The sequence below is a fragment of the Aestuariivirga sp. genome, assembly GCF_041738905.1.
In the GTDB taxonomy this organism is placed as follows: Bacteria; Pseudomonadota; Alphaproteobacteria; order Rhizobiales; family Aestuariivirgaceae; genus Aestuariivirga.
In genome coordinates this window covers 1-23802 of sequence record NZ_JBGSOZ010000136.1, presented here as the reverse complement: position 1 = coordinate 23802, position 23802 = coordinate 1, and the positions used below count along the sequence as shown (strand labels likewise).

Sequence of the window (23802 nt, the reverse complement as noted above, 5' to 3'; positions counted from 1 at the left end):
GCCGAGGGCAGCGCGCGGCGCACCTCGAAGCCGCCGAGGTCGCGGGCACGCGGCACGATGACGGTCTCGATCGAGTCCGCCGCAGCGGCATCGCCCGGCATCGGATCGGGAATATGGGGAAGACTCATGTTGTGGCCTCCTTGACCTTTGGTGCAACCTTTGTGCCGAGCAGTTCGATGGCACGCATGAGCTTGTCATGCGGCATGGCGCCGATCGCCATCTGGATCAGGATACGGTCGTTCCTGAATGTCTCGTGGAGTTCGATGATGCGGTCCGCCACGCGGTCCGGATCGCCGATGAGAAGATGGCCGTTTGGCCCGCAGGACGCTTCGAACTCGGCCCGGCCCGATGCCGGCCAGCCGCGCTCGCGGCCGATGCGGTTCATCACCGCGTTGTGGGGCTCGTGAAAGATGTCCTTCGCGGCGCTCGTGCTGTCAGCCACGAAGCCGTGCATGTTGAGGCTGAGCTTCGCGTCCTCCGGCTTGCGGTTCGCCCGGCCCCAGGCCTCCCGGTAAAGGTCGAAATATGGTGCGAAGCGGCGCGGGTCGCCGCCGATGATGGCAAGCGCCATGGGGAGGCCGAGTGTGGCCGCGCGAACGACCGACTGCGGCGTGCCGCCAACCGCGATCCACACCGGGAGTTTCGCCTGCTGGGGACGCGGGAACACGGTGACGTTCTCAAGCGCGGCGCGCGTCTCGCCCTGCCAGCTTAACGTCTCATTGTCGCGAAGCTTCAGCAACAGGTCGAGTTTCTCGGCAAACAGAGTGTCGTAGTCGGCAAGGTCATAGCCGAAGAGCGGGAAACTCTCGATGAAGGAGCCGCGCCCGGCCATGATCTCGGCCCGGCCATTGGAGATCCCGTCGAGCGTCGCATATTGCTGGAACACCCGCACTGGATCGTCAGAACTCAGCACGGTGACCGCACTGGTGAGGCGGATGTTCCTGGTGCGCGCAGCCCCAGCGGCCAGCGCCACGGCAGGCGACGACACGGCATAATCCGGACGGTGATGCTCGCCCACGCCGAACACGTCGAGTCCCACCTGGTCTGCCAGTTCGATCTCTTCAACGAGATGCCGAAGCCTCTCGCCATGCGATCCGCCGGGTGCGACGTCCGCGAATGTGTAGATGCCGATCTCCAAGATGCCCTCTCTTTCGGGGCTTATATGTATCTAATTCAATTACAGTTCAAGAGTCAATTGAGATACACCTTTTGGACCCGTTGGCCTATCGAGGCCATCCAGAAACGCCCGCGCCTCCCGCTCGATCTGCGCCTTGCGGGATGCTTCCATCTTCGCCAGCGTCCGGTAGGGCATCGCCATCCGCGGGTTTGACGTCAGCGCGGCTTCATTCCGAATGAGAAAATCCCAATACAAGATGTTGAACGGACAGGCGTTTTTTCCGAGCTTCACGGCTGGATCATAGGCGCAGCCGTCGCAATAGTCCGACATGCGGTCGATATAGGCGCCTGACGCCGCATAGGGTTTGGACGCCATGATGCCGCCATCGGCAAACAGCGCCATGCCATGGGTGTTGGGCAGTTCCACCCACTCGAAGGCGTCGGCATAGACGAGCAGATACCATTCCTCGACCGCGCGCGGATCGAGGCCGGCCAGCAGTGCGAAGTTGCCCGTCACCATCAAGCGCTGGATATGGTGGGCATAGGCATGGCGGCGCGTGTCGCCGATGGCCTCGGCCATGCAATTCATGTCGGTCTCGCCGGTCCAGTAAAAATCCGGCAGCGGCCGCATGGCATTGAGAGCATTGGTCTCCGGATAATCCGGCATCTTCAGCCAGTAGAGGCCGCGCACATATTCGCGCCAGCCGAGGATCTGGCGGATGAAGCCTTCGACCGCGTTGAGCGGCGCCGTGCCGATCCGCCATGCTTCCTCCGCCCGGTCGCAAATTTCGCGCGGCGTGAGCAGTCCCACATTGAGATAGGGCGAGATGACGGAGTGAAAGAGGAAGGCGTTGCCGCGCTTCATCGCATCCTGGTAGTCGCCGAAGGACGGCAGGCAGGCGGCGATGAAGTGATCGAGCGCCTCAAGTGCATCCTCGCGTGTCACAGCCCAGCCGAATGGTTCGAGCTCACCGAAGTGATCGGCAAACCGGGCCTGCACCATTGCCATCACCTCGCGCGTGATGGCGTCCGGCTCGAAGCGCAGCCTCCTCGGCGACTTCACGTCCTTCGGCAGTGCCTTGCGGTTGTCATGGTCGAAGTTCCACTGACCGCCTGCCGGATCGTCGCCATCCATCAGCAGGCCCGAGGCGCGGCGCATCTCGCGGTAGAAGAACTCCATGCGAAGCTGCTTGCGCCCGTCCGCCCAACGCGCAAACCGCGCGCGGCTGGCAAAGAACCGCTCGTCCTCGCGGATATCGGCGTCCCACGTCTTCATCATCTCCAACACCCGCCATTCGCCAGGCTCTGTCACGACGATGGACGCCGGCGCATGGCGCGCGATGGCGCGTTGCAGTTCCGAGGTGAAGGTGCCGGTATTGGCGGGATCATCGAGCTTCACGTAGTCGACGTTGAACCCCACGCGCCGGAGCCCCTCCGCGAAGTGCCGCATGCCAGAGAAGATGAACGTCAGCTTCTGCTTGTGATGCCGGACGTAGGTCGCCTCTTCCAGGACCTCCATCATCAGCACCACATCTCCCGGCTCGTAACCACGGAGGGACGAGATCGAACGGGTGAGTTGGTCACCCAGCACGATGCGAAGCGTATTCATGTCTTGGCGGGCTTCTGAGCGGCGCGGCAGCGGTCGGAACAAACCTTCACGTTGTCCCAGTCGCGCGCCCACTTCTTGCGCCAGGTGAAAGGCTTGCCGCACACCGTGCAGGGCTTGGCTGCAAGATCGGCCTTCTTGCGCATCCGCGCCACGCCATCAGCCCCTGGTGCGGAGGCTCGATCGGCCGCCATCGACACCGATCACCTGCCCCGTTATCCACGAAGCATCCGATGACATCAGGAACGCGGCGAGCGCTGCAACATCGTCCGCCTCTCCCAGCCGCTGCAACGCATGCAGCCCGGCAATGGCGGACGCCATCTGCTCGCTCGACGTGAGCGCGGCGGCCAGCGGCGTTCTGGTGAGCGACGGCGCGATGCAGTTGACCCGCACCTTCGGCGCAAGTTCCGCCGCAAGCGACAGCATCAGCCCCTCGACAGCCCCCTTCGCCATGCCGATCGATGCATGCGCGGTGAAGCCCTGCGCCACGGCCACGGTGGAAAACAGGAGAATGTTCGAGACGCCTTCATTGGCCTTCAAAGCCGGAAGTGCGGCCTGCACTGCCCGGAAAGCGCCCAACGCATTGAGCCGGAAATCGCGCTCCACATCCTCGTCGGAAATGCGCGAGACAGGCTTCAGATTGATCGAGCCCACGCAATAAGCCAGCCCTGCAATAGCTGGCCCGGCCGCCTTTACGGCTTCCCCCAGCGCTGAACGCTCAAGCACATCAGCTACCGCAAAGGTACCGCCAAGCTCGCCGGCCAGCAGCGCGAGCTTCGCGGAATCCCGCCCGATCAGATGTACGGAAGCGCCCTGCCCCGCAAGCCGCCGCGCGAGTGCGGAACCGATACCACCGGCCCCGCCGACAATCACATGTTTTGACATGTAATTGGTACGGCGGAACGGCAATCGTGGTTCAGTCCCGCCGCAAGTCCGGCGGCGTCGCCTCGTCCTTCAGCGATGCGAGCGCGGCGTCGAGGGACATTGGCGTCTGGTTCTGCGAGCCAAGTCGGCGGATGTTGACGGCCCGCTCATCCATCTCACGCTTGCCGACCACGAGGATCACCGGAACCTTCTGCACGGAATGTTCGCGGACCTTGTAGTTGATCTTCTCATTGCGAAGATCGACCTCGGCGCGAAGCCCCGCCTTCCGCATCATGTCGCGCACTTCAACGGCATAGGCATCGCCCTCCGACGTGATGGTCGAGACGACCACCTGCGTCGGCGCCAGCCACAGCGGGAAGTGACCCGCGAAATGCTCGATGAGGATGCCGAGGAAGCGTTCCATCGAACCGCAGATGGCGCGGTGGATCATCACCGGAACCTTCTTCTCGCCATCGGCACCGATATAGAAGGCGCCGAAGCGTTCCGGCAGGTTGAAGTCCACCTGCGTGGTGCCGCACTGCCAGTCGCGGCCGATCGCGTCGCGCAGCACATATTCGAACTTGGGGCCGTAGAAGGCGCCCTCGCCCGGATTTACCGCCGTCTTGATCTTGCCGCCTGAATCGGTGGCGATCTGCTCCAGTACCTTCGACATGATGCTCTCGGCGCGGTCCCACGCCTCATCCGAACCCACACGCTTTTCAGGGCGCGTGGAAAGCTTCACCACGATCTGCTCGAAGCCGAAGTCCTTGTAGGTCGAGAGGATGAGATCATTGATCTTCAGGCACTCGTCGCGCATCTGGTCTTCGGTGCAGAAGATGTGCGCATCATCCTGGGTGAAGCCGCGCACCCGCATGAGGCCATGCAGCGCGCCCGATGGCTCGTAGCGATGGACATTGCCGAACTCCGCCAGCCTGAGCGGGAGTTCGCGATAGGAGCGAAGCCCGTGCTTGAAAATCTGCACGTGGCCCGGACAGTTCATCGGCTTGATCGCGAAAACCTGATCGTCCTCGGTGGTTTCACCGGCCGACGTGGCCGCGAACATCGCCTCCTTGTACCAGCCCCAGTGACCGGACGTTTCCCACAATGACTTGTCGAGCAATTGCGGCGCGTTCACTTCCTGATAGTCGAGCTTTCCGAGGCGGCGGCGCATGTAGGCGATCAGTTGCTGGAACATCGTCCAGCCCTTGGCGTGCCAGAACACGACGCCCGGGCCTTCCTCCTGGAAGTGGAACAGGTTCATTTCGCGGCCAAGCTTGCGGTGGTCTCGCTTCTCGGCCTCTTCCAGCGCCGTGATATAGGACTTGAGATCGGCCTCGTTGGCCCATGCGGTGCCATAGATGCGGGTGAGCATCGGGTTCTTCGAATCGCCGCGCCAGTAAGCGCCCGCCACCTTCATCAGCTTGAAGGCGTTGCCGACCTTGCCGGTGGATGTCATGTGAGGACCGCGGCAAAGATCGATCCAGCCACCCTGGTCGTAGAACTTGATGTCCTGGTCGCCGGGAATGGCGTCCACAAGCTCGACCTTGAACAACTCGCCCTTGTCGCGGAAGAAGGCCTTGGCCTCATCGCGGGTCTTCACCGACTTTGTGAAGGGCTTGTCGCGCTGGATGATCTCCCGCATCTTCTTCTCGATCGCGGCGAAATCTTCCGTGGTGAAGGGCTCGTTCCGGAAGAAGTCATAGTAGAAGCCGTTCTCGATGACGGGCCCGATCGTCACCTGGGTACCCGGAAACAGCTCCTGCACGGCCTCCGCCAGCACATGCGCCGCATCGTGGCGAATCAACTCAAGCGCTTCGGGATCGTCCCTCGTGACGATCTTGAGCGTCGAATCGGTCAGGATCGGATCCGCGAGATCGGTCAGCGTACCATTCAGGATAGCAGCAACTGCCCGTTTCTCGAGTGACTTTGAAATGGACGCTGCGACATCTCGTGCGGAGAGTCCGGTTTCGACCTGCCTCTGGGCACCGTCGGGAAACGTCAGATTGATCATTTGTCCTCCTGCTCACTCCCGCGCACGGGTGCGGGTAAGCGATTTCAAGTGTTTGATACGAAACGCAAAGGCGTTTAGGCGAGGCGCCTCCACGCGGTCAAGAGACGACTTCCCAAAAACCTGGAAGGGCCAGCCACACTCGTGGCGGCGGTGTTGCCTTTTTGTGACAGATTATGAAGAACAACAAGCTGTTAACCTTTGCAGAGGTTGTTTGAATCTATGTAATGGATTACAAAGGGAACTAAAGTAACTACATGACATTAGGTAAGAAGGGTGATGGGATTATGAAGAGAGTACTTTTTGCAGCCTTGCTCGGACTTTCGGTTCAGGTATCGAGCGCCAATGCAGCCGACATCATTGAAGAAGCCATGTACGACTGGACCGGTTTCTACGCCGGTCTCAACGCTGGCTACGGTTTCGCCGGTGATGACGCAGTCGGTGCCCGCCCGGGATACGGAAATGTCGGCGATCTCTCAATTGAAGGCATGTTCGGTGGCATCCAGGCGGGCTACAACTTCCAGGCCAACAACTTCGTCATGGGTGTCGAGGGCGATATCCAGCTCTCGGGCATTTCGGACGAAGACGAAAACGGCCGGTTCGACTCCCAGAACGACAATACCTATTTCGGCACCCTGCGCCTGCGCGCCGGTTACGCCTGGGATCGCACCCTGATCTACGCAACGGGCGGTCTCGCTTACGGTGGCTTCGACTACTCCGTCGACACCCCGACGGGGGACATCAATGAAGACTTCACGCGCGCTGGCTACGCCGTTGGCGGCGGCGTCGAGTATGCTTTCGACGACGCTTGGACCATGAAGCTGGAGTATCTCTATGCCAACTTCGGCAGCGAAGAATTGACGAATGACGGCATATCGACCACCGCAACCCCGGACTTCCATTCGGTCCGCCTGGGCGTGAACTTCCGCTTCTGATCGGCTGATCGCCTCCTGATGTCGGAGAGGGCACCCATTTCGGGTGCCCTTTTTCGTACATGGTCAAAGCAGGGCGCACCGGTAAGCCTCGGGTAAGCTCTCGATAACCACGGGTTAACCTTAACGGCGCATGATCAACCCCGAACCACAAGTTAACTATAGTTCGGGGTAACCAATGAAATCGTCCCTCCTGCGTCTCGCTCTTCTCGCTACCGTGCTGCTCCCTGCCACCTCCGCGCTGGCAGCCGACCTCGAACCGCCGCCGCCAGAACTGCGCGCCGGCTATTATGATGGCCTCTATCTCGGCGTGGTCGGCTCGGCGACCTCGATCGACGGCCATTACGACAAGTACCCGGATTGCGCTCCCGGAGACACTGGCTGCGGCCCGGTCGATCCTGAAATGAGCGGCACCGGCTTCATGGGCGGCGTCGTCGCCGGCTTCAACTACCAGATGGACAGCTTCCTGCTCGGCATCGAGACCGACTACATGTGGGGTGGCCAGATCGCAGACAACGATGAACCGGCAGAACTGACCTACTACCGCTTGAATGGCCTCGGCACGATCCGCGCCCGCGCCGGCTACGTCCAGGACGCTGCACTCTTCTACGTCACTGGTGGTTACGCCTACGCCAACACGGAATTCGGCGGCGAAGTCGGTCCGCTGGGCGGCAGCGTCGACTCGAGCGACCAGGTGTGGCTGAACGGCTGGACCGTCGGCGGCGGCATGGAATACGCCTTCACCGACTTCCTCCACGGCCGCATGGAATACCTCTACACCAAGCTCGAAGACGGGGACTATCGCCTCGAGGACAACAACGGCTTCGGCGGTAGCGTGACCAACCACACCAACGGCATCCACTCGATCCGCGCCGGTATCACCTACAACTTCAGCCTCTGATCTCCACTATCATCTTCACGACCTGGGGCCCTTCGGGGCCCCTTCTTCGTTTTGGACTGGCGGCATCCGCCAGACGGGTCCCCGATACACATCCGGCACCGGGTCAAAACCGGATTGTCCCCAAGGGTGGCAGCGGCACACCCGCGCAAAGCCCAGCACCGTGCCATGCCAGGCGCCATGTTTGCGGATCGCGTCGCTCGCATACTCCGAACATGTCGGTAAATAGCGGCAGCGCCGGCCGATGAAGGCCGATAATGTCAGCTGATAAAGTTTGATGAGTCCGAGCAGAATGCGTTTCATGAGCCTGGACCAAGCATATAGGGAATTCTGATGGCACAGGCAAAACCCAACATCCTCTTTGTGATGGCCGATCAGCTGGCAGCCCGCTACCTGCCCTTCCACGGCCACCCGCTGGTACAAACGCCCCACCTGTCGCGGTTGGCGGCCGAAGGCGTCGTCTTCGAGAACTGCTATTCGACGAGCCCCCTTTGTGCGCCCGCCCGTGCGACCGTGATGAACGGCCTGCTTCCCTCGCGCACCGGCGTCTATGACAACGCCGCCGAGTTCCCGTCCTCCATCCCCACCTGGGCACATTATCTCCGCTTGGCGGGCTACAAGACATGCCTGTCTGGCAAGATGCATTTCGTGGGCCCCGACCAGCTCCATGGACTGGAGGAACGCCTCACCACCGACATCTATCCCGCCGACTTCGGCTGGACGCCGGACTGGCGGCTAAGGCAGGAGCGCATCGACTGGTGGTACCACAACATGACGAGCGTGCTGCAGCCAGGCATCGCCGAGATCACCAACCAGCTCGAATTCGACGACGAGGTGGCCTTCCTCGCCATCCGCAAGATCTATGACTACGTGCGCTTCGAGGCTGAAAAGCCGTTCTGCCTCATGGCGTCCTTCACGCACCCGCACGACCCTTATGCAGCACGCAAGAAGTTCTGGGATCTCTACCGCGACGAGGACATCGACCTGCCGAAGGTGCCGCGCATGGATCGCGCGGCGCTCGATCCGCATAGCCAGCGCCTCTACGATGTTTCGGCCATGGACGACTATACCGTGTCAGAGGCCGATCTCCGCGCCGCGCGTCACGGCTACTATGCCAACATCTCTTATGTCGACGACCTCATAGGCCAGATGATCGGAGCGCTCGAAGCCACTGGGAAGCTTGATGATACGGTCATCGTCTTCACCTCTGACCATGGCGATTTCCTGGGCGAGCGGGGCTTGTGGTACAAGATGTCCTATCTCGAACCCTCGGCCCATGTACCCTTCGTGATCTGGTCGCCCAAGCGCTTTGCCGCGCGCCGCGTGAAGGAGCCCGTGACGCTCGCCGACATCCTCCCCACCCTCACCGCCATCGGCAACAATGGAATGGAGACGCTGGCACGCCCGGTCGACGGCCGCTCGCTTTATCCGCTGCTGCTGGGCACCAAGGAAGACCCGGACGGTACCGCGTGGGGCGAGTATCTGGCGGAAGGTGCCATCGCCCCCATCTACATGCTGAGGCGCGGCCCCTGGAAATTCATCCACTCGCCGGTGGATCCGGACCAACTCTTCAATCTCGATGACGATCCGGAAGAGCTGGCGAACCTTGCGGCCTCCCATCCGCTGGCAGCGGAATTCCGCGCCGAGGTCGAAGCGAAGTTCGACATTCCGCGCATCAACCGCGAAGTTCTGGAAAGCCAGCAATCACGCCTGATGATGTTCGAGGCGCTGAAACGCGGGCACCATTTCCCGTGGGATTTCCAGCCGCTCCGCGATGCCTCCGAGCAATACACCCGCAACCACATGAGCGTCACCGACCGCGACCTGCAATCCCGCTTCCCCCACGCGCCGGATATCGAAGACAAGCGGAACAAGTGAAGTCCCTGGCCTTCTCGGGCATGACTGAGGTAGCCTCATCCCGATGCAGTCAGTCCCCGCCGCCCTTTCTCTTTCGCTTTCTCTTCTGACGATCCTTCCCCGGCACGGATGCCGAAGGCGTGCTGGTCTGTGAATTAGCGGAATCCATGGCTGGCTCCGCCGCAGTTGTGACGGTACTTGTGCCCGTGCCCGCAATTGATGGGTCAGCGCTCGATTGCGCCATTTGCCCCGGATCAACCGATGCCTCGCCAATCGCTAGCTTCTGTGGTGGTACGATCTCTGTTCCGGCCTCCGCCAGTGGTGGCGGATCGTCAGTAGATCCAGTCCCTGTCACGCTGCCGCAATAGCGCGGAAGCTTCAATTCCGTAGAGGCCGGCCGCGGCTTGAGAGCAATACGGAAGGGTACTTCCGTCTCCACGGCCTGAAGGCTCCTGTCTGCCGTTACAGCATAGCGCAACATGATGTCCGGATAGACCTCCAGACGGGGACCAGCAACTGCCACGGAACCACATTGCTGTTCCTTTGCGGCGGCCGCGATGATCTTCGGCATGCGCCAGAGGCTGCCGTTCAGGACCTTCATTGACCCCCACCAGGCAAAGGCCAGGGCAGCAACGAGACACGCGGCCGCCAGTATTCTGAAAAGGTAAAAAGCCGGTGGGCCGAGGTGAGGCCAGAAATCCGCCTCCGACCCCTTGCGGCCCGTCACCATGGCGAGCGGCAGGTTTTCCCTGTGCTGGAAGCTTGCAAGAACCACACCCAGCAAATGCCCCCCGATGAGCCAGAGAGAGGTGTAGGCAGCCGTCCCGTGGATCCATTCCACCCACTCGCCCCCCCAGAGCGCGGTTGTCGTCATCAGCAGGCCGGACACGGTTGTCGTCGCGAGCGACGCCATCAAGGCCGCAATCATGGCCGCACCGGCGGGATTATGACCCAGAAAATGTTTGGGCCTTCCTCTCAGAATGTCACAGACATATTTGAGCGCGGTGATCGGGCCAGTTACAAAGGTTTCAAAGCGCGCGCTGGCAGGGCCGATGATGCCCCAAGCCAACCTGAAGATCAGAAGACCCAGCAGAAGCTTGCCCGCTGTTTCGTGGATCGTGCTCTCGGATTGGTACAGCCATGCCGCGGCAAATGCGGCGGCGAGGCTCCAGTGAAACAGCCTCACGAGCGGGTCCCACACCCGCCCATGAGTCTTGAGACCTGTCCGGCCCATTGCCGGGTCAGCCCTCTTTCTTGACCTTCACGATTTCGAGGGACGTTGGATGGATGTAGACCTCGAACTTGCTGCCGTCGGCATTCAGTCCCTTGGCTTCATAGCAGCCGTGCTCTTCATCCATCTTGGTGATATCGGCATAGCCCGCGGCGATGGCGACGGCCTTTGCCTCATCCACGGTCTTGCGTTCGGTCACACCCGTGCAGAGGTCCTCCGCGAAAGCGGGCGTGACGATAAACAGGGTCGCGGCCGCGAGGCCGATCAGCTTCAGTGCGGTCATGATATGTCTCCAGTACTCTTGCTTCGCTTCATCAGCCCCGGTCATTTGCCGGGACTGCCCCTCCGTGTTGAAGAAGGCAGCGACAGGAGTATCGAGAAGACCGTGATAGGCTGGTGACGGTCCTTGTCAGCAAATTGTAATTTTTGATCTTGAGCGGTGAGCAGACTCTAGTGCGCCTTGGCGGCAAACGTCGCTCCGGCCTTGTCATGAGTAGCAAGCCGCTCGACCATGGTGGCGGTCGCTTCGTTCATGCCGATGATGTCCACCGTGATGTTGTGGTGGCGCAGTTTCAGCACGACACGATCGAGAGCATTGATGCTGGTGATGTCCCAGAAATGCGCCGCGTGGAGGTCGATGATGACGGCTTTCAAGTCCTCCTCGCGGAAGTCGAAGGCCTGATGAAATGCCTCCGCCGTGGCAAAGAAGATCTGCCCCGTCACCTTGTGGGTGCGAATGTCACCCATTCGTTCTGACGTCACGCCAAAATAGCGCGTCACCTTGTGGGCAAAGAACAGCCCGCTCAGGATGACGCCGAACAATACGCCCTTTGCCAGGTCGTGCGTGAACACCACCACGGCCACGGTGCCGAGCATCACAAAGCTCGACTGCTTCGGGTGTGTGAGAATATCCATCAGCGAGCCCCATTGGAACGTATTGAGCGACACCATGATCATGACGGCCACGAGTGCCGCCATCGGGATTTGCGCGACATAAGGCCCGAGCACAAAGATCAGAAACAGCAGGAACGAACCTGCCCAGAGCGTCGAGAGGCGACCGCGGCCGCCGGACGACACATTGATGGCCGACTGGCCGATCATGGCGCAGCCTGCCATGCCGCCGAAGAAGCCAATGACGCCATTGGCGATGCCCTGCCCCGCACACTCGCGATTCTTGTCGGAATCCGTATCGGTCATTTCATCGAGGATGGCAGCCGTCATCAGGCTTTCGAGCAAGCCCACCATCGCCAGCGTCAGCGAGTAAGGGAGGATGATCTTGAGCGTTTCCAGGGTGAGCGGAACCTGCGGGAAGGAGAAGAACGGCAACTCCGTCGGCAGCGCGCCCATATCGCCCACGCGGCGCATGTCCAGCCCGAAGTACATGGCGATGCCGGTCATCACCAGGATGGTGACCAACGGCGATGGCACGGCCTTGGTGAGATAGGGCAAGCCATAGATTATCACGAGCCCGGCGGCTGTCATGACATAGACATTCGTGCCCATGCCGATCAGCTCCGGCATCTGGGCGAGGAATATAAGGATCGCGAGAGCATTCACAAATCCCGTGACCACGGAACGCGACACGAAGCGCATCAGCGAACCAACCTTGAAGACGCCCGCGATGATCTGCAAAATCCCGGTCAGGATGGTCGCAGCAAAGAGGTACTGGATGCCGTGCTCCTTCACGAGCGTGACCATGAGAAGTGCCATGGCTCCCGTCGCGGCCGAGATCATGGCCGGCCGCCCCCCCGCAAAGGCCGTGATCACCGCAATGAAGAATGACGCATAGAGCCCGACCTTGGGGTCGACCCCGGCAATGATGGAAAACGCAATCGCTTCAGGGATCAGCGCAAGCGCAACGACCGTTCCGGCCAGGATCTCGCGCGTGATGTTCGGAGCCCATTCGCTCCGAAGGTGGACAAGATTCATAATGGTAGTACTTCCATAGGTTTTGAGCGCGGGGCGCCGGATGTAATGAAAATAGGCATTCAGCGTGCCCCCAATAAAATCTTGGGGGCACTGCCAAGGTTCAGACCTGCAGTAAACCGAGCTAGGGCGGCGTCAGGCGCGAGGAAATGGGAATAGCGTGAGATATCATGATCCGCACGTATCACAGCTTCGCGACGGTGGCATGTGAAAAAACGGAATGGCGCATTGACGTCGAAGTATTCGCGTCCCGCTTCACTCCCGGATCACGTCAAAGCGGCGAGCCATCCTTGCGGGTGAAGGCGAACTTGTAGTCGGTCTTCACAGCCTTCAGGTCCGTGTCCGGATAATGCGCCGTCTCGGTGGGTGAACGCGTTCCGACTTCGAGGTAGGCGGCGGGCTGGCTGGTCTTGTTGATGAGGCAATGGCCGTTCGGCACGCCCGCCTTGAACCCAGCGCACATGCCCGGCGTCAGGACATGTTCGCCGTCATCGTCCTTGAGGACGATCTCGCCCGTCAGCACATAGATGAACTCGTCCTCGACCTCATGCCAGTGGCGGTGCGCGGAAGCCGATCCCGGCTCCAGCGTCACATGGTTCACGCCATACTGCGTGAGGCCGAACCTGTCGCCCAATGCCCGCTTGGCGCGGCCTGCAACGGCCTTCGCAAGATCGGGTGGGTAGTTGGAGCCCACGCGGGGCGGAACGGTTGAAGCGTCAAGAAACGAGGGAGCCTTGTCAGCCATGGGCGGCTTCCTTCTGCTTCGCTTCGATCTGGCTGACCGCATCGACCACGGCATCGAAGGTGAGCAGCGTGGAGGCGTGCCGGGCCTTGAAATCGCGGACGGGGAGCAACGCTTCTAGGTCCTCCCACTTGCCGGATGGCGGTGGGCCGTCCTCCTTCAGCATCTTGTACATCTGATCGCGGACGCTCCGCAGTTCATCGGGCGTCGAGCCCACCACATGCCGCGCCATGATCGAGGACGACGCCTGCCCCAGCGCACAGGCCTTCACTTCCTGGCCGAAGTCGCTGACCACGCCATCCTTCATGGAGACATCCACCGTCACCTTGGAGCCGCACAGCCGCGAAATCGCGACGGCCGTGGCATCCGGATGTGCGAGGCGCTGCAAATGCGGAATATCTGCTGCGAAGCCCAAAATCTTGCGGTTGTAGATGTCGTTGATCATCCCAATATCCTAGCGCATACGCGATCTGCCGCAAACACGTCGTTTGCCGGTTTGCCATCGGCAGACCTGACATGATATGGGGTCCGCCAATCCAGAGGCGCAAGCGCCTTGCCATGTCATCCGCTGGCGGCCGATCTGCGTCAGGACAAGCCGCTGCAGGGAAAGTGAAGTCTGAAAATGGACGCAGTCATCAAGAAGATGCCGGGAACGGCCAGCAAAGTCGTCAAGCGCCCCTCTCAGGAAGAGGCGGAAGCCGCTGTCCGCACCCTGCTCGCCTGGGCCGGAGACAATCCTGACCGTGAGGGCCTGCTCGATACGCCGAGGCGCGTCGCCAAGGCGTTTCGTGAATATTTCTCGGGTTACGATGAAGACCCGGCCGAAGCCCTGTCGCGCACCTTCGATGAAGTGGCCGGTTATGACGATATCGTCATGTTGCGCGATATCGAATTCAACTCGCATTGCGAGCATCATATCGCGCCCTTCATCGGCCGCGTCCACGTCGCCTATCTCCCCACGAAGTCGGTGGTCGGCATCTCGAAACTCGCCCGGGTCGTCGAGATCTATGCCCGGAGGCTCCAGACCCAGGAGACCATGACGGCCCAGATCGCCACGTCGATCGCGTCGGCGCTGAAGCCGCGCGGCGTTGCCGTGCTGGTCGAGGCCGTCCACACCTGCATGTCCATGCGCGGGATCGGCAAGCGCAATGTCGCCACCATCACCACGCAGTTCAACGGTGAGTTCAAGACCAACCCCGTTCTCCAGGCCCGCTTCATGGAACTGGTGCGGGCGCCGTCCAACGGCTTCTCCCTTTGATGGCAGCGAACCTCGATGAAACGGACAATTTTCAGCCGGGGTTCGACCATGATGGGCTGATCCCGGCCATCGTCACGGATGCCCGCGACGGGACGATCCTGATGTTCGCCTTCATGAATGCGGAGTCCCTTCGCCTCACGCAGGAGACGGGCATCGCGCATTTCTGGAGCCGCTCTCGCAAATCGCTCTGGAAAAAGGGTGAGACGTCGGGAGAACTGCTCGAGGTCGCCGAAATTCTGACGGATTGTGACCAGGACGTGCTTCAGGTGAAGGCCCTGTCCCAAGGCCGTGGCGCTTCTTGCCACACTGGACGGAGAAGCTGCTTCTACCGGCGGGTCGAAGGCTCTAAGCTGGTCTTCACCGACAATGTCAGGCTGTTTGACCCGAAGACCGTCTACTGAATTCCCGGCTTCAACCGGCCGATGCGATGTAGGTCTTCATGTCCTCTGTCTCGCGCTCCATCATTTCCATGCGGTGCTTGACGACGTCGCCGATCGAAATCATGCCCGCGAGCTTACCATCCACCACAACCGGCAGGTGGCGTATGCGGTTTTCCGTCATCAGTACGACTAGTTCAGCCTCGGTGTCACCTGGTGAGCACGTCCGGACCTTGGCCGTCATGATGTCTGCGGCCGACTTCCCCGACACTGCGGCCGCGTTTTCCGCCATGGCCCGGACCACGTCACGTTCCGAGACAATGCCGGCTATCCCGCCGGACGGGTCGACAACCACCACGGCGCCGATGCGGTGGCGGGCAAGCAGGTCAACGATGGACTGGACGGACTCGGAGGGAGGAACGGTAACGACCGTCGAACCCTTCTGCTTGAGGATGTGTGCAACTGCCATGGAGGCCTCCTTCTTGCAGGGTCAATGCTGGAAAGCCTAACACGGTTTCAGGCGGGGCGCACGTGCCTCGGGGCAAGAGCGTAAAACGCCGCGAGACCGCCGATGAAGCCCCCGATATGGGCTTCCCATGCTATGCCGCTGTCGGCGGCAAAGGAATTGCCCGTCCAGCCGCTGGCACCCGAAACAAGCGTGAGGCCAAGCCAGATCGCCGTGAACATCAGCGCCCTGGAACTGGTGACGAGTTCGCCGAAGGACAGCGGCCTCGCACCACCCGGCACCCGCCGCCCATACATGATGGGGATGGCGGCGGCGAGCAGCCCCGAAACGGCCCCCGATGCACCGATGACGAAGATGTCCTCGCCCCAGTGCAGCGCGAGGCTCGACAATCCGCCCAGGATGCCGGCGGCCAGAGAGAGCGCACAGAAGCGCAGCGAACCCAGGTAGCGTGCCACCGGCGTTCCGAAAACGAGCAGCCAGAGCGAGTTGAAAAGCAGGTGCATCCAGTCGCCGTGGAGCAGCATGTAGGTGACGAGGCTCCAGTACTGCGAGCCTTCCACCACGATCCGCGCCGGATTGGTGAAGCGGCTGGGAATGATCGAGAGCAGTTCAAGTGCGATGATCTGCCAGTGCTCGCCCGCCAGATAGAGCCCGCCATGCATCGCGGCGAGGACTCCGATGACGGCCAGCACGCTCCGCGGTGCATTGAACACAGGCTGGCTGGCGCCGGTGTTCCAGTTTCCCTGGGGCGCGGGCTGTTCGGACAAGGCACTTCCTTTCGGTCTGGCACGATCGCTGCAACCACATGGTCACGACGAACAAGAATGGCACAACGGGCAGCGAGTCCCGGAACGAGGGCAATATGTTGGTTAAAGACGAAATGCATGCAAGCCAAGACGAAACCCACATCCTGCACCCGTCCAGCCGCATGCTGTTCCGCTTCTGGGAGACGATGCGGGCAGAGCGTTCCGCGCCGAGCCGCAGTGACCTCGACCTGAAGCATGTGAAGCAGCTGGTCCCCAGCCTGTTCATTGCCGAATACGCCACCCGGCAGCGCAGCTTCCGCTGGCGCCTTGCCGGCACGGCCATTTGCGACCTCTATCGCCGCGAACTCACCGGCAGCAGCCTGCTGGCGGGATGGGATGCCTTCGAGGCCGACGTTGTCCGCCGCTTCATGTCCTCCACCATAACGAACCGCCAGCCCGCCATCCTGCGATTCCGGTTCCAGACCGACATGGACCAGGTGATCGGTGCAGAAATGGCAGCCTTCCCCCTGCTCGCCAGCGATGGCGTCACAACACACATCTTCGGCGGCGTGTTCCCGTTCAGGGATATCAGCAACCTTGGCTATACGGACATCATCCGCATGGAGATCGGCGCAGCGCGGCTGGTCTGGACAGAGAACCTCATCTCCGCAGACGACCGCAGCATGACTCCGGCGCCACGTCGGTTTCAGGTCATCACAGGTGGGCTCGACCAGCGGTAGCAAGGGGAAATCATTAACCCCGTCTTTACGGCAGCCGCATAGTGTTTACGCTGAACTGAGGGAGACGACAGCGTGAACGCCACCGAACAAGCCATTGACACGCCCGGCGCCGCCAGGTCCGGTTCGGTCAAGCAGACCTTGTTCGGCCGCTTCATGCTGCCCGACATGAGCGAGCACGCCTGCCAGGTGAACAGCATCACGATCGACGGCGCCACCTTCCTCACCACGCTTCCCGTGCCGCCCGGACTGACGATTGTCGCCTATCTCGAAGAAGTCGGCCGCATCGAGGCAACCTCGGCCAATCCGGTGGACGGTGGCTTTCAGGTGACCTTCAATCTCACCGGCGCCCGCCGCGACCGTTTCGAGACACGTCTCAAGTGGCTGAACCAGAAGGAGACGGGCCAGACAATCGAGGACCGCCGCCACACCCGCTACGAGCCTAAGGAAAAGCAATCCCAGATCACCATGCCGGACGGGCGCGAATACGCCTGCGAAGTGGTCGACATCTCGCTCTCGGGTGCTGCCGTCAAGGTCGAGGTCATGCCGAGCCTCGGCACATACATTCTCCTAGGCAAGATGCGCGGCCGCGTGGTGCGCTATCTTGAAAGCGGCATTGCGATCGAGTTCGTCAAGCTGCTCGACCGCAACCAGTTGTCGGACACGGTTCGCTGAGCCCATCGGCTCGCCATAAACCCTATTCCCATTTCCGCCTGTCCTGTCCTACAGTCTCCCTGAGAAACGCCTTCAGGCGTCGCATCAGGGGAAGCACCGCATGGCCAGGAAACCGGCGCAGAAGAAACTCGAAAGCCTTACCGATATCTACGCCTTCTTCAGGCAGAACCAGACGCCGATCACCTTCCTCTCGCCCACGCCCTACAACCTCCTGGGCCTTGGCCGCTGGATCAACAAGTTCGAATACATCAACTTCTTCGACAGTTTCGACGGCACGCATCCGAAGATCACCGTGCCGCGCGAGCACGGGCCGCATGAGTTCCGTTCGATCGAGGACGTTAACAACTACCTGCTCCGCCACAAGGAAGTCCGCACCCGGCTGAAGGAGCGCGGCCCCGGCTACCTGCTGCTCGTGATGTTCGACGAGGAGACCGAGTCGCTGGCGAAGGAACTCGGCCAGAAGATCGCCCTGCCGCCCGCGAAGCTGCGCAAACATATCGATTCCAAGATCACCACGACGAAGCTCGGCAATGCCGCCGGCATCCAGAGCGCGCCCAATACCATGGGCCGCGCCAAGACCTTCCGTGAACTGATGAAGCTCGCATCCTCTGCAAGGCTCGGAACCGACCTCGTGGTGCAGACACCCTATGGCGACTCAGGTCGAACCACGTTCTTCATCAAGTCCGAGGCCGACTGGAACAAGAACGAAGCGGATCTCGTCAAGGAACAGCTCAAGGTGATGCGCCGCATCAACCACCTGCCAGGCACGGTGGAGGCGGTTGCCACGCGCCACGGCACGTTGGTCGGGCCGCTGCAGACCGACATCACCGGCTTTGCCGAAGTGACGCCCTACAAGGGCGGCTGGTGCGGCAATGACGTGTTCACCGGCGGCATGGAAAGCGAGCGCAAGGCCGTCATCAGGATGGCGCAGAAGCTGGGCGACCAGCTCTACAAGGCGGGCTACAAGGGCGCCTTCTGCATGGACTTCCTCATCGATACCGATACGCGGAAGGTCTACCTGGGCGAGATCAATCCGCGCATTTCAGGCGCATCGCCGATGACCAACCTCATCACCTCCACCTATGGCGGCTGCCCGGTCTATCTGTTCCACATGCTCGAATACATGGGCGTGGAGTGGGAGGTCGACCTCTCGAAGATCCAGCAGCGCTGGGCCGAGTTCGACAACTGGAGCCAGCTGATCCTGAAATATCCCGTCGACAAGGTCGAGATGATCACCAAGGCGCCCTCCTCCGGCATCTGGCGCATGGGCAAGGACGGCAATATTTCGCTCGTCCGCAAGTCCATCGACTGGTTCCTGACCGCAGATGAAGACGAGGCCTTTTATCTCCGCGTCTATACGGCGGGTGACTACCGCTATCACGGTGCCGACATGGGCATCATCGTTTCGCGCGGCCGCTTCCAGACCGATGACCGCAAGCTTCTGCCGCGCGCCGCTCAGTGGGTGAAGGCCATCAACAGCCAGTTCGAAGCGGTGCCGGTGTCGGGGTCCTCCGCGCCGCTGCCGCCCCCCATGCATGATTCCAACAAGATGTTCTGAGAGACCATGGCAAAGCTTCACGACTACATGAACGCCGCGACCGCCCTTCCCGCCGACGGATTGCTGGTCGGCCGCGTGTGGAATCCATCCGTTGACGGACCATGCGTGGTCCGCCGCGATGGCGCGACCCTCATCGACATCACCGCCGCCTTCCCGACGATGCGTGATCTCTGCGAGGCGGACGATCCGGCCGCGGCCGCCCGCGCCGTGACGGGCGAAAGCCTTGGAGCGCTCGATACCATCATGGCCAACACGCCGCCTGAATCGCGAGATCCGTCGAAGCCCTGGCTTCTGGCGCCTGTCGACCTGCAGGCGCTCAAGGCCGCGGGCGTCACCTTTGCCACCTCCATGCTCGAACGTGTCATCGAGGAACGCGCGCGCGGCAATCCGGAGGCCGCGGCCGAAATCCGCGCCACCATCGGCGACCTGATCGGCGACGACCTCTCGAAGCTCCGCGCCGGTTCTCCAGAAGCGATACAATTGAAAAAGGTGCTGATGGAAAAAGGCGCCTGGTCGCAATACCTCGAAGTCGGCATCGGACCCGACGCGGAGATCTTCACCAAGAGCCAGGTGATGTCATCGGTCGGCCACGGCATGGAGGCGGGCCTCAACGCCATTTCCACCTGGAACAATCCGGAACCGGAAGTCGTCGTCGTCGTCGCTTCAACGGGGAGGATCGTCGGCGCCATGCTCGGCAACGACGTGAACCTGCGCGACGTCGAAGGCCGCTCGGCGCTGCTCCTCGGCAAGGCCAAGGACAACAATGCCTCCTGCGCTGTGGGTCCCATGATCCGCCTGTTCGACCACAGCTTCTCGCTCGATCATGTCCGCAACATGCAGCTGGCGCTTCGCGTCGAGGGTGAGGACGGCTATGTCCTGAACGGTGCCTCCAACATGTCCAAGATCAGCCGTGATCCAGCCGATCTGGTCGGGCAGATGGTCAACAAGAGCCATCAATATCCCGATGGCGCGATCCTGTTCCTCGGCACGCTGTTCGCTCCCATCGAGGACCGTGACGCGCCCGGCAAGGGCTTTACCCACAAGCTGGGCGACATCGTCACTGTCTCGTCGAAGGAACTGGGCGTGCTAACCAACCGCATGACATCATGCCACGAGGCAGCCCCCTGGACCTGGGGAACCAGCCACCTCATGCGGAACCTCGCCCGGCGCGGCCTGCTCTAGCATCCGCCCGGTAGAAGCTATCGAAACTGCCCCCCTTTTCCCCCTGTGCGCTCTGGCACGCAATCTGCTGTGTGTCTGACCAGATCAAACCGGTGTTCCAGAACGGCACCGGCTTGCAGCACAGAGGGAAATGACGACCATGGCGATCTACTACCGCTCCGGCACCGGAAACAGCCTGCTTGAAGCCTACACCGATGGCGGTGCGGCATCCGGACCTGCTCCGCTTGCAGGAAGCCTGCTCTACGTGAACAGCAAGGAATTCGGTTTCCGGAATGCTGACGGCTCCGTGACTTACGTGTCGGGCAAGGGCTTTGCCTACGACGCCAGTTCGGGACAGTTCACCGGCGGAACCATCACCCTGATCCGCCACTACGATGCCAGCGGCGCCTATATCGATGACATCAAGGACTTCACTTTCCAGCTTTTGGCAGCCGATTTCCAGGCGCAGCTTGAAGGCATGGCGGGCAGCGGAAGTGCCGGTTTGGCACAATTGCTGTTCAGCGGGGACGATGACCTCAATGGCTTCTACTACCAGGGCACAGGTACGGCAGCGGGCCTGCTGCTGGACGGCCACGACGGCAACGACATCATTCACGGGAGCGCCTTTGACGACACCTTGCTCGGCGGACAGGGCAATGACATGCTCATTGGAAACCGCGGCAACGATCTTGTGTTCGGTGGCGCCGGCAACGACGAATTGCGTGGTGGCGCGGGACAGGATCAGCTCTATGGCGATTCCTCCACTCTGGTACACGCTGGCGGACGCGACATGCTTTTCGGTGGCGCGGGCGCGGACTATATCGATGGCGGCAAGGGCCACGACAGGCTGTCCGGCAGCAAGGGCGCCGACACGCTGAACGGCGGCGTGACCGGCAATGACATGCTCGCAGGCGGTATCGGCGACGACACCTTTGTCTTCGCTCTCATCAAGGAGCGCTTCGGGTCAAACTGGGGCAATGACATCGTGGTCGATTTCGAGCTCGGCATCGACCAACTGCTACTGACCGCTCCGGACCTCGGCGCGCTGACCTATGCCAACGACGCCGATGGCCATGCCGTCATCACCTACGATGCCGCCAACACGATCACGCTGATCGGCATCGATGCCAACACCACGACGCTGGCTGAACTTCTGGCCTGACGCCCGGCCTACTTCACGAACGTGCGGCGCACCGGAAGCGTCTGCACGTTCGAGGGCCCCGGCCCATCGGCGCGGCGTGGCGTGGCGACGGGGCCGAGCGAGTCGAGATAGGTGCTATCGAATCCCTTCTGGTAGACCGGGAAGTCGGTCGGCCTGTCGCGGAAGCTCTTGGCCATCTGGCCCAGGCCCCTGATGCCGCGCTCACGCGAACGGCGCACCAGCTCCATGTCGATCTCGATCGGGATGATCTGCTCCGTCGCATCGGCCTGGTGCAGCTTGCGGCCCATCGGGTCGAACACGGCGGACTGGCCATTGCCGCCCGCCCCCAGCCCGTTGATGTCGAAGACATAGGCCTGCATCATCGCGCTCGTCGCATGGCTGACGGCGAGGTCGATGTCGCGGTCGATCGTGTGCGTCATCACCGGATGCAGGATCACTTCCGCACCCATGGCGGTGAGTGTCCGCGACGTCTCCGGAAACCACATGTCGTAGCAATTGAGGATGCCGAAGCGGCCCACATCCTCGATGTCCCAGACGAAGAAGTCCTTGCCGGGCGTGACGCCCTGCTCCAGCGGCGTGAACGGGAACATCTTGGAATAGCGCCCGACGATCTTGCCCTCTGGATCGATCACCGATGTCGTGTTGTAGATCGCCCCGTCGCGGCGCTCGTACATCGAGCCGTTGACCAGCCAGATCTTGTGGTGGCGGGCGATCGTCTGGAATTCCTCTTCCGTGCCGCCGGGAAGCGGCTGCGCATGGTGCAGCATGGGACCGAACACGGCGAGTTCCGAGAACATCACCATCTGCACCCACGGGTACAGATGCATGGTCAGGTCGATCCGGTGGCGCATAGCATCGGCGTTCGACCCGTGACCGAGGAACATCTGGATACCGGCAATGGCAAATGGCGTCATTCTCGCCCCTTTCCGCTCAGGCAAGATTCTTGCCTCACATTTCTGAATTTTTACCCGACGAGGCCCCGAAAAGCAAATCAGGGTCATGCAATCGTCAACGGACGACCAAGCCGAAGGCATGGGGCGACAGAAATCCCGGCATGTGGCAGAATTTGCCCGACCAGCCCGGAGCCGCACCATGAACCTTCATGCCCCGCTCGATCCCGTCGCCGAACTCGCAGGAAACGTCGCCGTGCCCTTCGATCAGGCACGCGCCATGCCCAAAAGCGTCTATACCTCGAAAAAGTTCCTTGAGGCCGAGCTGACCCATATCTTCGGCAAGGAATGGTACTGCGTGGGCCGCGCCTCGACGCTCGCCCATGCGGGCGACTACATCACCTTCGAACTGGCGAACCAGCCCCTGATGGTCATCCGCGGCATGGACGGCACCTTGAGGGCGCAATCCAACGTCTGCCTCCACCGTATGTCCACGCTTCTCGAAGGCCGCGGCAACCGCCGCATCATCACCTGCCCCTATCACGGCTGGTCCTACGAGGCTGACGGCAAGCTGCGCGGCGCGCCCGCCATGAGCGGCAACGCCGGCTTCTGCAAGGAGAACTACCGCCTGCCACAGGTGAAGTGCGAAGTGTGGCTCGGCTGGGTGCTGGTCTCGCTCAACCCGGATGCAAAGCCCGTGGCCGAGCATTTCGCCGATGTGGAAGAGCTGATCCGCCCCTTCGACCTCACCAACTACACGGAATGGTTCAACGAGAGCTTCGTCTGGAACACCAACTGGAAGATTCTCGCCGAGAACTTCATGGAGAGCTACCACCTGCCCGTCTGCCATGCCGGCACCATCGGCGGCTTGTCGAAGCTCGACGAGATGATCTGCCCGCCAAGCCCGCCGCATTTCAACTGGCACACGATCCTGAAAGACCCCGCCTTCCGCATCGCCTGCGCGCACCCTACCAACACAAGGCTCGAAGGTGACCTCCGCCGCACCACCTTCCTGCTGGCGCTCTACCCCAGCCTGCTGATCACCCTAACGCCCGGCTATTTTTGGTACCTCTCGCTGCACCCGAAGGGCGTGGACCATGTGCAGGTCACCTTCGGCGGCGGCATGTGCAACGACTTTCTCGGCGATCCGGATGTGCCAGACGTCTTCGCCACCGTGAAGGCGCTGCTCGACAAGGTGAACGTCGAGGACAAGGGCTGCACTGAACGCGTCTACAAGGGCCTGTGCTCGGAAATGGCCGTGCCGGGTCATCTCTCGCATCTTGAACGCCCAAACTATGACTTCGCGATGTACCTGAGCCGGATGACAACCCCTTAGTGTCTGTCCCGAGAGTTCTTGAATCGGATGAATCATTTGTGATTCCATGTCTGCGGGGTGATTCTTCCGGAGGCCGCCGATGTGGACGCAAGAAAACCGTGCCCGGTATGATCGCAGGGGATGTCCCGTACTCTGTTGAAAATGCCAAGGCTGGCGTCGCTGGTTGAACCTTATGCAGCATCGGCCAAGCGGTCAACTGCATGGGAGGCTGGCTGCTCGGTCCGATGGTTTTGAAGTGCGGCCTTGAGGATTGGCA

At 61.4% G+C, this 23802-nt stretch carries 25 protein-coding genes; 11 read left to right on the top strand and 14 right to left on the bottom strand.

What is annotated here, in order from left to right; genetic code table 11:
• Positions 1-124 precede the first annotated feature (124 nt).
• The 5 genes from ACEW8Q_RS12590 to thrS are packed head-to-tail and all read right to left on the bottom strand — an operon-like array spanning position 125 to position 5597.
• Positions 125-1138 (bottom strand): LLM class flavin-dependent oxidoreductase, encoded by a 1014-nt coding sequence (locus ACEW8Q_RS12590; RefSeq protein ID WP_373504406.1) that lies wholly within the window; start codon positions 1136-1138, stop codon positions 125-127.
• Positions 1139-1177: 39 nt separating this feature from the next.
• Positions 1178-2725, bottom strand: a complete 1548-nt coding sequence (locus ACEW8Q_RS12585) for a cryptochrome/photolyase family protein (protein WP_373504405.1) — start codon at positions 2723-2725, stop codon at positions 1178-1180.
• Positions 2722-2877, bottom strand: a complete 156-nt coding sequence (locus tag ACEW8Q_RS12580) for a DUF2256 domain-containing protein (protein ID WP_373504404.1) — start codon at positions 2875-2877, stop codon at positions 2722-2724. Before ACEW8Q_RS12580 ends, ACEW8Q_RS12585 begins: the two co-directional genes overlap by 4 nt.
• A gap of 4 nt (positions 2878-2881) precedes the next feature.
• On the bottom strand, positions 2882-3607 hold the full coding sequence (locus ACEW8Q_RS12575; RefSeq protein WP_373504403.1) for an SDR family NAD(P)-dependent oxidoreductase: 726 nt from the start codon (positions 3605-3607) through the stop codon (positions 2882-2884).
• A gap of 31 nt (positions 3608-3638) precedes the next feature.
• Complete coding sequence (thrS, locus tag ACEW8Q_RS12570) at positions 3639-5597, bottom strand: threonine--tRNA ligase (protein ID WP_373504402.1); 1959 nt, start codon at positions 5595-5597, stop codon at positions 3639-3641.
• Between the two features lie 254 nt (positions 5598-5851).
• On the opposite strand from thrS, the gene ACEW8Q_RS12565 reads away from it, so the two are divergent.
• Both ACEW8Q_RS12565 and ACEW8Q_RS12560 read left to right on the top strand, forming a co-directional pair.
• The gene (locus tag ACEW8Q_RS12565; RefSeq protein WP_373504401.1) at positions 5852-6529 is read left to right on the top strand and encodes an outer membrane protein; all 678 of its coding nucleotides are present in this window, start codon (positions 5852-5854) and stop codon (positions 6527-6529) included.
• Between the two features lie 175 nt (positions 6530-6704).
• On the top strand, positions 6705-7427 hold the full coding sequence (locus tag ACEW8Q_RS12560) for an outer membrane protein (protein WP_373504400.1): 723 nt from the start codon (positions 6705-6707) through the stop codon (positions 7425-7427).
• A 15-nt stretch (positions 7428-7442) separates the two neighbouring features.
• On the opposite strand, the gene yidD is transcribed toward ACEW8Q_RS12560, so the two are convergent.
• Positions 7443-7727: a membrane protein insertion efficiency factor YidD gene (gene yidD / locus ACEW8Q_RS12555; protein WP_373504399.1), complete on the bottom strand. Its 285-nt coding sequence runs from the start codon at positions 7725-7727 to the stop codon at positions 7443-7445.
• 30 nt (positions 7728-7757) lie between these two features.
• On the opposite strand from yidD, the gene betC reads away from it, so the two are divergent.
• A complete protein-coding gene (gene betC / locus ACEW8Q_RS12550; RefSeq protein ID WP_373504398.1) occupies positions 7758-9302 on the top strand; it encodes a choline-sulfatase in 1545 nt (514 codons plus the stop codon).
• 49 nt (positions 9303-9351) lie between these two features.
• Here betC and ACEW8Q_RS12545 read toward each other — a convergent pair whose 3' ends face one another.
• The 5 genes from ACEW8Q_RS12545 to ACEW8Q_RS12525 form a co-directional block, all read right to left on the bottom strand.
• Entirely contained in the window at positions 9352-10515 is a 1164-nt protein-coding gene (locus tag ACEW8Q_RS12545) for a cytochrome b/b6 domain-containing protein (RefSeq protein ID WP_373504397.1), read from the bottom strand.
• Positions 10516-10522: 7 nt separating this feature from the next.
• Entirely contained in the window at positions 10523-10795 is a 273-nt protein-coding gene (locus tag ACEW8Q_RS12540) for a PepSY domain-containing protein (protein ID WP_373504396.1), read from the bottom strand.
• A gap of 167 nt (positions 10796-10962) precedes the next feature.
• Positions 10963-12441 carry a SulP family inorganic anion transporter gene (locus tag ACEW8Q_RS12535; RefSeq protein ID WP_373504395.1) on the bottom strand — a complete coding sequence of 493 codons (1479 nt, stop codon included), beginning with the start codon at positions 12439-12441 and terminating at the stop codon, positions 10963-10965.
• Positions 12442-12709: 268 nt separating this feature from the next.
• Complete coding sequence (locus tag ACEW8Q_RS12530) at positions 12710-13183, bottom strand: cupin domain-containing protein (protein WP_373504394.1); 474 nt, start codon at positions 13181-13183, stop codon at positions 12710-12712.
• The gene (locus tag ACEW8Q_RS12525; RefSeq protein ID WP_373504393.1) at positions 13176-13625 is read right to left on the bottom strand and encodes an iron-sulfur cluster assembly scaffold protein; all 450 of its coding nucleotides are present in this window, start codon (positions 13623-13625) and stop codon (positions 13176-13178) included. Before ACEW8Q_RS12525 ends, ACEW8Q_RS12530 begins: the two co-directional genes overlap by 8 nt.
• A 177-nt stretch (positions 13626-13802) precedes the next feature.
• Between ACEW8Q_RS12525 and folE the strand changes: the two genes are divergently transcribed.
• Entirely contained in the window at positions 13803-14438 is a 636-nt protein-coding gene (gene folE, locus ACEW8Q_RS12520) for a GTP cyclohydrolase I FolE (protein ID WP_373504392.1), read from the top strand.
• Positions 14438-14839: a phosphoribosyl-AMP cyclohydrolase gene (gene hisI / locus ACEW8Q_RS12515; protein WP_373504391.1), complete on the top strand. Its 402-nt coding sequence runs from the start codon at positions 14438-14440 to the stop codon at positions 14837-14839. The genes folE and hisI overlap by 1 nt, the downstream gene beginning before the upstream one ends.
• Positions 14840-14849: 10 nt before the next feature.
• Here hisI and ACEW8Q_RS12510 read toward each other — a convergent pair whose 3' ends face one another.
• Positions 14850-15284, bottom strand: coding sequence for a CBS domain-containing protein (locus tag ACEW8Q_RS12510; RefSeq protein WP_373504390.1), 435 nt, complete (start codon positions 15282-15284; stop codon positions 14850-14852).
• 47 nt (positions 15285-15331) lie between these two features.
• Positions 15332-16048 (bottom strand): rhomboid family intramembrane serine protease, encoded by a 717-nt coding sequence (locus ACEW8Q_RS12505; protein WP_373504389.1) that lies wholly within the window; start codon positions 16046-16048, stop codon positions 15332-15334.
• 113 nt (positions 16049-16161) lie between these two features.
• On the opposite strand from ACEW8Q_RS12505, the gene ACEW8Q_RS12500 reads away from it, so the two are divergent.
• The 5 genes from ACEW8Q_RS12500 to ACEW8Q_RS12480 all read left to right on the top strand — a co-directional run bounded on the left by ACEW8Q_RS12500 (position 16162) and on the right by ACEW8Q_RS12480 (position 21320).
• On the top strand, positions 16162-16767 hold the full coding sequence (locus tag ACEW8Q_RS12500) for a PAS domain-containing protein (RefSeq protein ID WP_373504388.1): 606 nt from the start codon (positions 16162-16164) through the stop codon (positions 16765-16767).
• A gap of 72 nt (positions 16768-16839) precedes the next feature.
• The gene (locus ACEW8Q_RS12495) at positions 16840-17439 is read left to right on the top strand and encodes a PilZ domain-containing protein (RefSeq protein ID WP_373504387.1); all 600 of its coding nucleotides are present in this window, start codon (positions 16840-16842) and stop codon (positions 17437-17439) included.
• Between the two features lie 100 nt (positions 17440-17539).
• Positions 17540-18997, top strand: coding sequence for a biotin carboxylase (locus ACEW8Q_RS12490; RefSeq protein ID WP_373504386.1), 1458 nt, complete (start codon positions 17540-17542; stop codon positions 18995-18997).
• Between the two features lie 6 nt (positions 18998-19003).
• Positions 19004-20179, top strand: coding sequence for a fumarylacetoacetate hydrolase family protein (locus tag ACEW8Q_RS12485; RefSeq protein ID WP_373504385.1), 1176 nt, complete (start codon positions 19004-19006; stop codon positions 20177-20179).
• Positions 20180-20318: 139 nt separating this feature from the next.
• Positions 20319-21320 (top strand): calcium-binding protein, encoded by a 1002-nt coding sequence (locus ACEW8Q_RS12480; RefSeq protein ID WP_373504384.1) that lies wholly within the window; start codon positions 20319-20321, stop codon positions 21318-21320.
• Positions 21321-21328: 8 nt separating this feature from the next.
• Here the strand turns inward: ACEW8Q_RS12480 and ACEW8Q_RS12475 are convergent, their stop codons facing one another.
• A complete protein-coding gene (locus tag ACEW8Q_RS12475) occupies positions 21329-22234 on the bottom strand; it encodes a carbon-nitrogen hydrolase family protein (protein ID WP_373504383.1) in 906 nt (301 codons plus the stop codon).
• 178 nt (positions 22235-22412) lie between these two features.
• Here ACEW8Q_RS12475 and ACEW8Q_RS12470 point away from each other — a divergent pair, with 178 nt between their 5' ends.
• Positions 22413-23546, top strand: a complete 1134-nt coding sequence (locus tag ACEW8Q_RS12470) for an aromatic ring-hydroxylating dioxygenase subunit alpha (RefSeq protein WP_373504382.1) — start codon at positions 22413-22415, stop codon at positions 23544-23546.
• The last annotated feature ends 256 nt before the right edge of the window (positions 23547-23802 follow it).

Excerpts from the sequence above, each read along its gene's own strand:
- ACEW8Q_RS12565 (WP_373504401.1), top strand. The coding sequence starts at position 5,852 with ATGACATTAGGTAAGAAGGGTGATGGGATTATGAAGAGAGTACTTTTT.
- ACEW8Q_RS12525 (WP_373504393.1), bottom strand. The coding sequence starts at position 13,625 with ATGATCAACGACATCTACAACCGCAAGATTTTGGGCTTCGCAGCAGAT.
- ACEW8Q_RS12535 (WP_373504395.1), bottom strand. The coding sequence starts at position 12,441 with ATGAATCTTGTCCACCTTCGGAGCGAATGGGCTCCGAACATCACGCGC.
- ACEW8Q_RS12530 (WP_373504394.1), bottom strand. The coding sequence starts at position 13,183 with ATGGCTGACAAGGCTCCCTCGTTTCTTGACGCTTCAACCGTTCCGCCC.
- ACEW8Q_RS12485 (WP_373504385.1), top strand. The coding sequence starts at position 19,004 with ATGGCAAAGCTTCACGACTACATGAACGCCGCGACCGCCCTTCCCGCC.
- ACEW8Q_RS12585 (WP_373504405.1), bottom strand. The coding sequence starts at position 2,725 with ATGAATACGCTTCGCATCGTGCTGGGTGACCAACTCACCCGTTCGATC.
- ACEW8Q_RS12575 (WP_373504403.1), bottom strand. The coding sequence starts at position 3,607 with ATGTCAAAACATGTGATTGTCGGCGGGGCCGGTGGTATCGGTTCCGCA.
- betC (WP_373504398.1), top strand. The coding sequence starts at position 7,758 with ATGGCACAGGCAAAACCCAACATCCTCTTTGTGATGGCCGATCAGCTG.
- ACEW8Q_RS12490 (WP_373504386.1), top strand. The coding sequence starts at position 17,540 with ATGGCCAGGAAACCGGCGCAGAAGAAACTCGAAAGCCTTACCGATATC.
- ACEW8Q_RS12500 (WP_373504388.1), top strand. The coding sequence starts at position 16,162 with ATGCATGCAAGCCAAGACGAAACCCACATCCTGCACCCGTCCAGCCGC.
- ACEW8Q_RS12510 (WP_373504390.1), bottom strand. The coding sequence starts at position 15,284 with ATGGCAGTTGCACACATCCTCAAGCAGAAGGGTTCGACGGTCGTTACC.
- ACEW8Q_RS12560 (WP_373504400.1), top strand. The coding sequence starts at position 6,705 with ATGAAATCGTCCCTCCTGCGTCTCGCTCTTCTCGCTACCGTGCTGCTC.
- thrS (WP_373504402.1), bottom strand. The coding sequence starts at position 5,597 with ATGATCAATCTGACGTTTCCCGACGGTGCCCAGAGGCAGGTCGAAACC.
- ACEW8Q_RS12540 (WP_373504396.1), bottom strand. The coding sequence starts at position 10,795 with ATGACCGCACTGAAGCTGATCGGCCTCGCGGCCGCGACCCTGTTTATC.
- ACEW8Q_RS12475 (WP_373504383.1), bottom strand. The coding sequence starts at position 22,234 with ATGACGCCATTTGCCATTGCCGGTATCCAGATGTTCCTCGGTCACGGG.
- folE (WP_373504392.1), top strand. The coding sequence starts at position 13,803 with ATGGACGCAGTCATCAAGAAGATGCCGGGAACGGCCAGCAAAGTCGTC.
- ACEW8Q_RS12545 (WP_373504397.1), bottom strand. The coding sequence starts at position 10,515 with ATGGGCCGGACAGGTCTCAAGACTCATGGGCGGGTGTGGGACCCGCTC.
- ACEW8Q_RS12480 (WP_373504384.1), top strand. The coding sequence starts at position 20,319 with ATGGCGATCTACTACCGCTCCGGCACCGGAAACAGCCTGCTTGAAGCC.
- ACEW8Q_RS12470 (WP_373504382.1), top strand. The coding sequence starts at position 22,413 with ATGAACCTTCATGCCCCGCTCGATCCCGTCGCCGAACTCGCAGGAAAC.
- hisI (WP_373504391.1), top strand. The coding sequence starts at position 14,438 with ATGGCAGCGAACCTCGATGAAACGGACAATTTTCAGCCGGGGTTCGAC.
- yidD (WP_373504399.1), bottom strand. The coding sequence starts at position 7,727 with ATGAAACGCATTCTGCTCGGACTCATCAAACTTTATCAGCTGACATTA.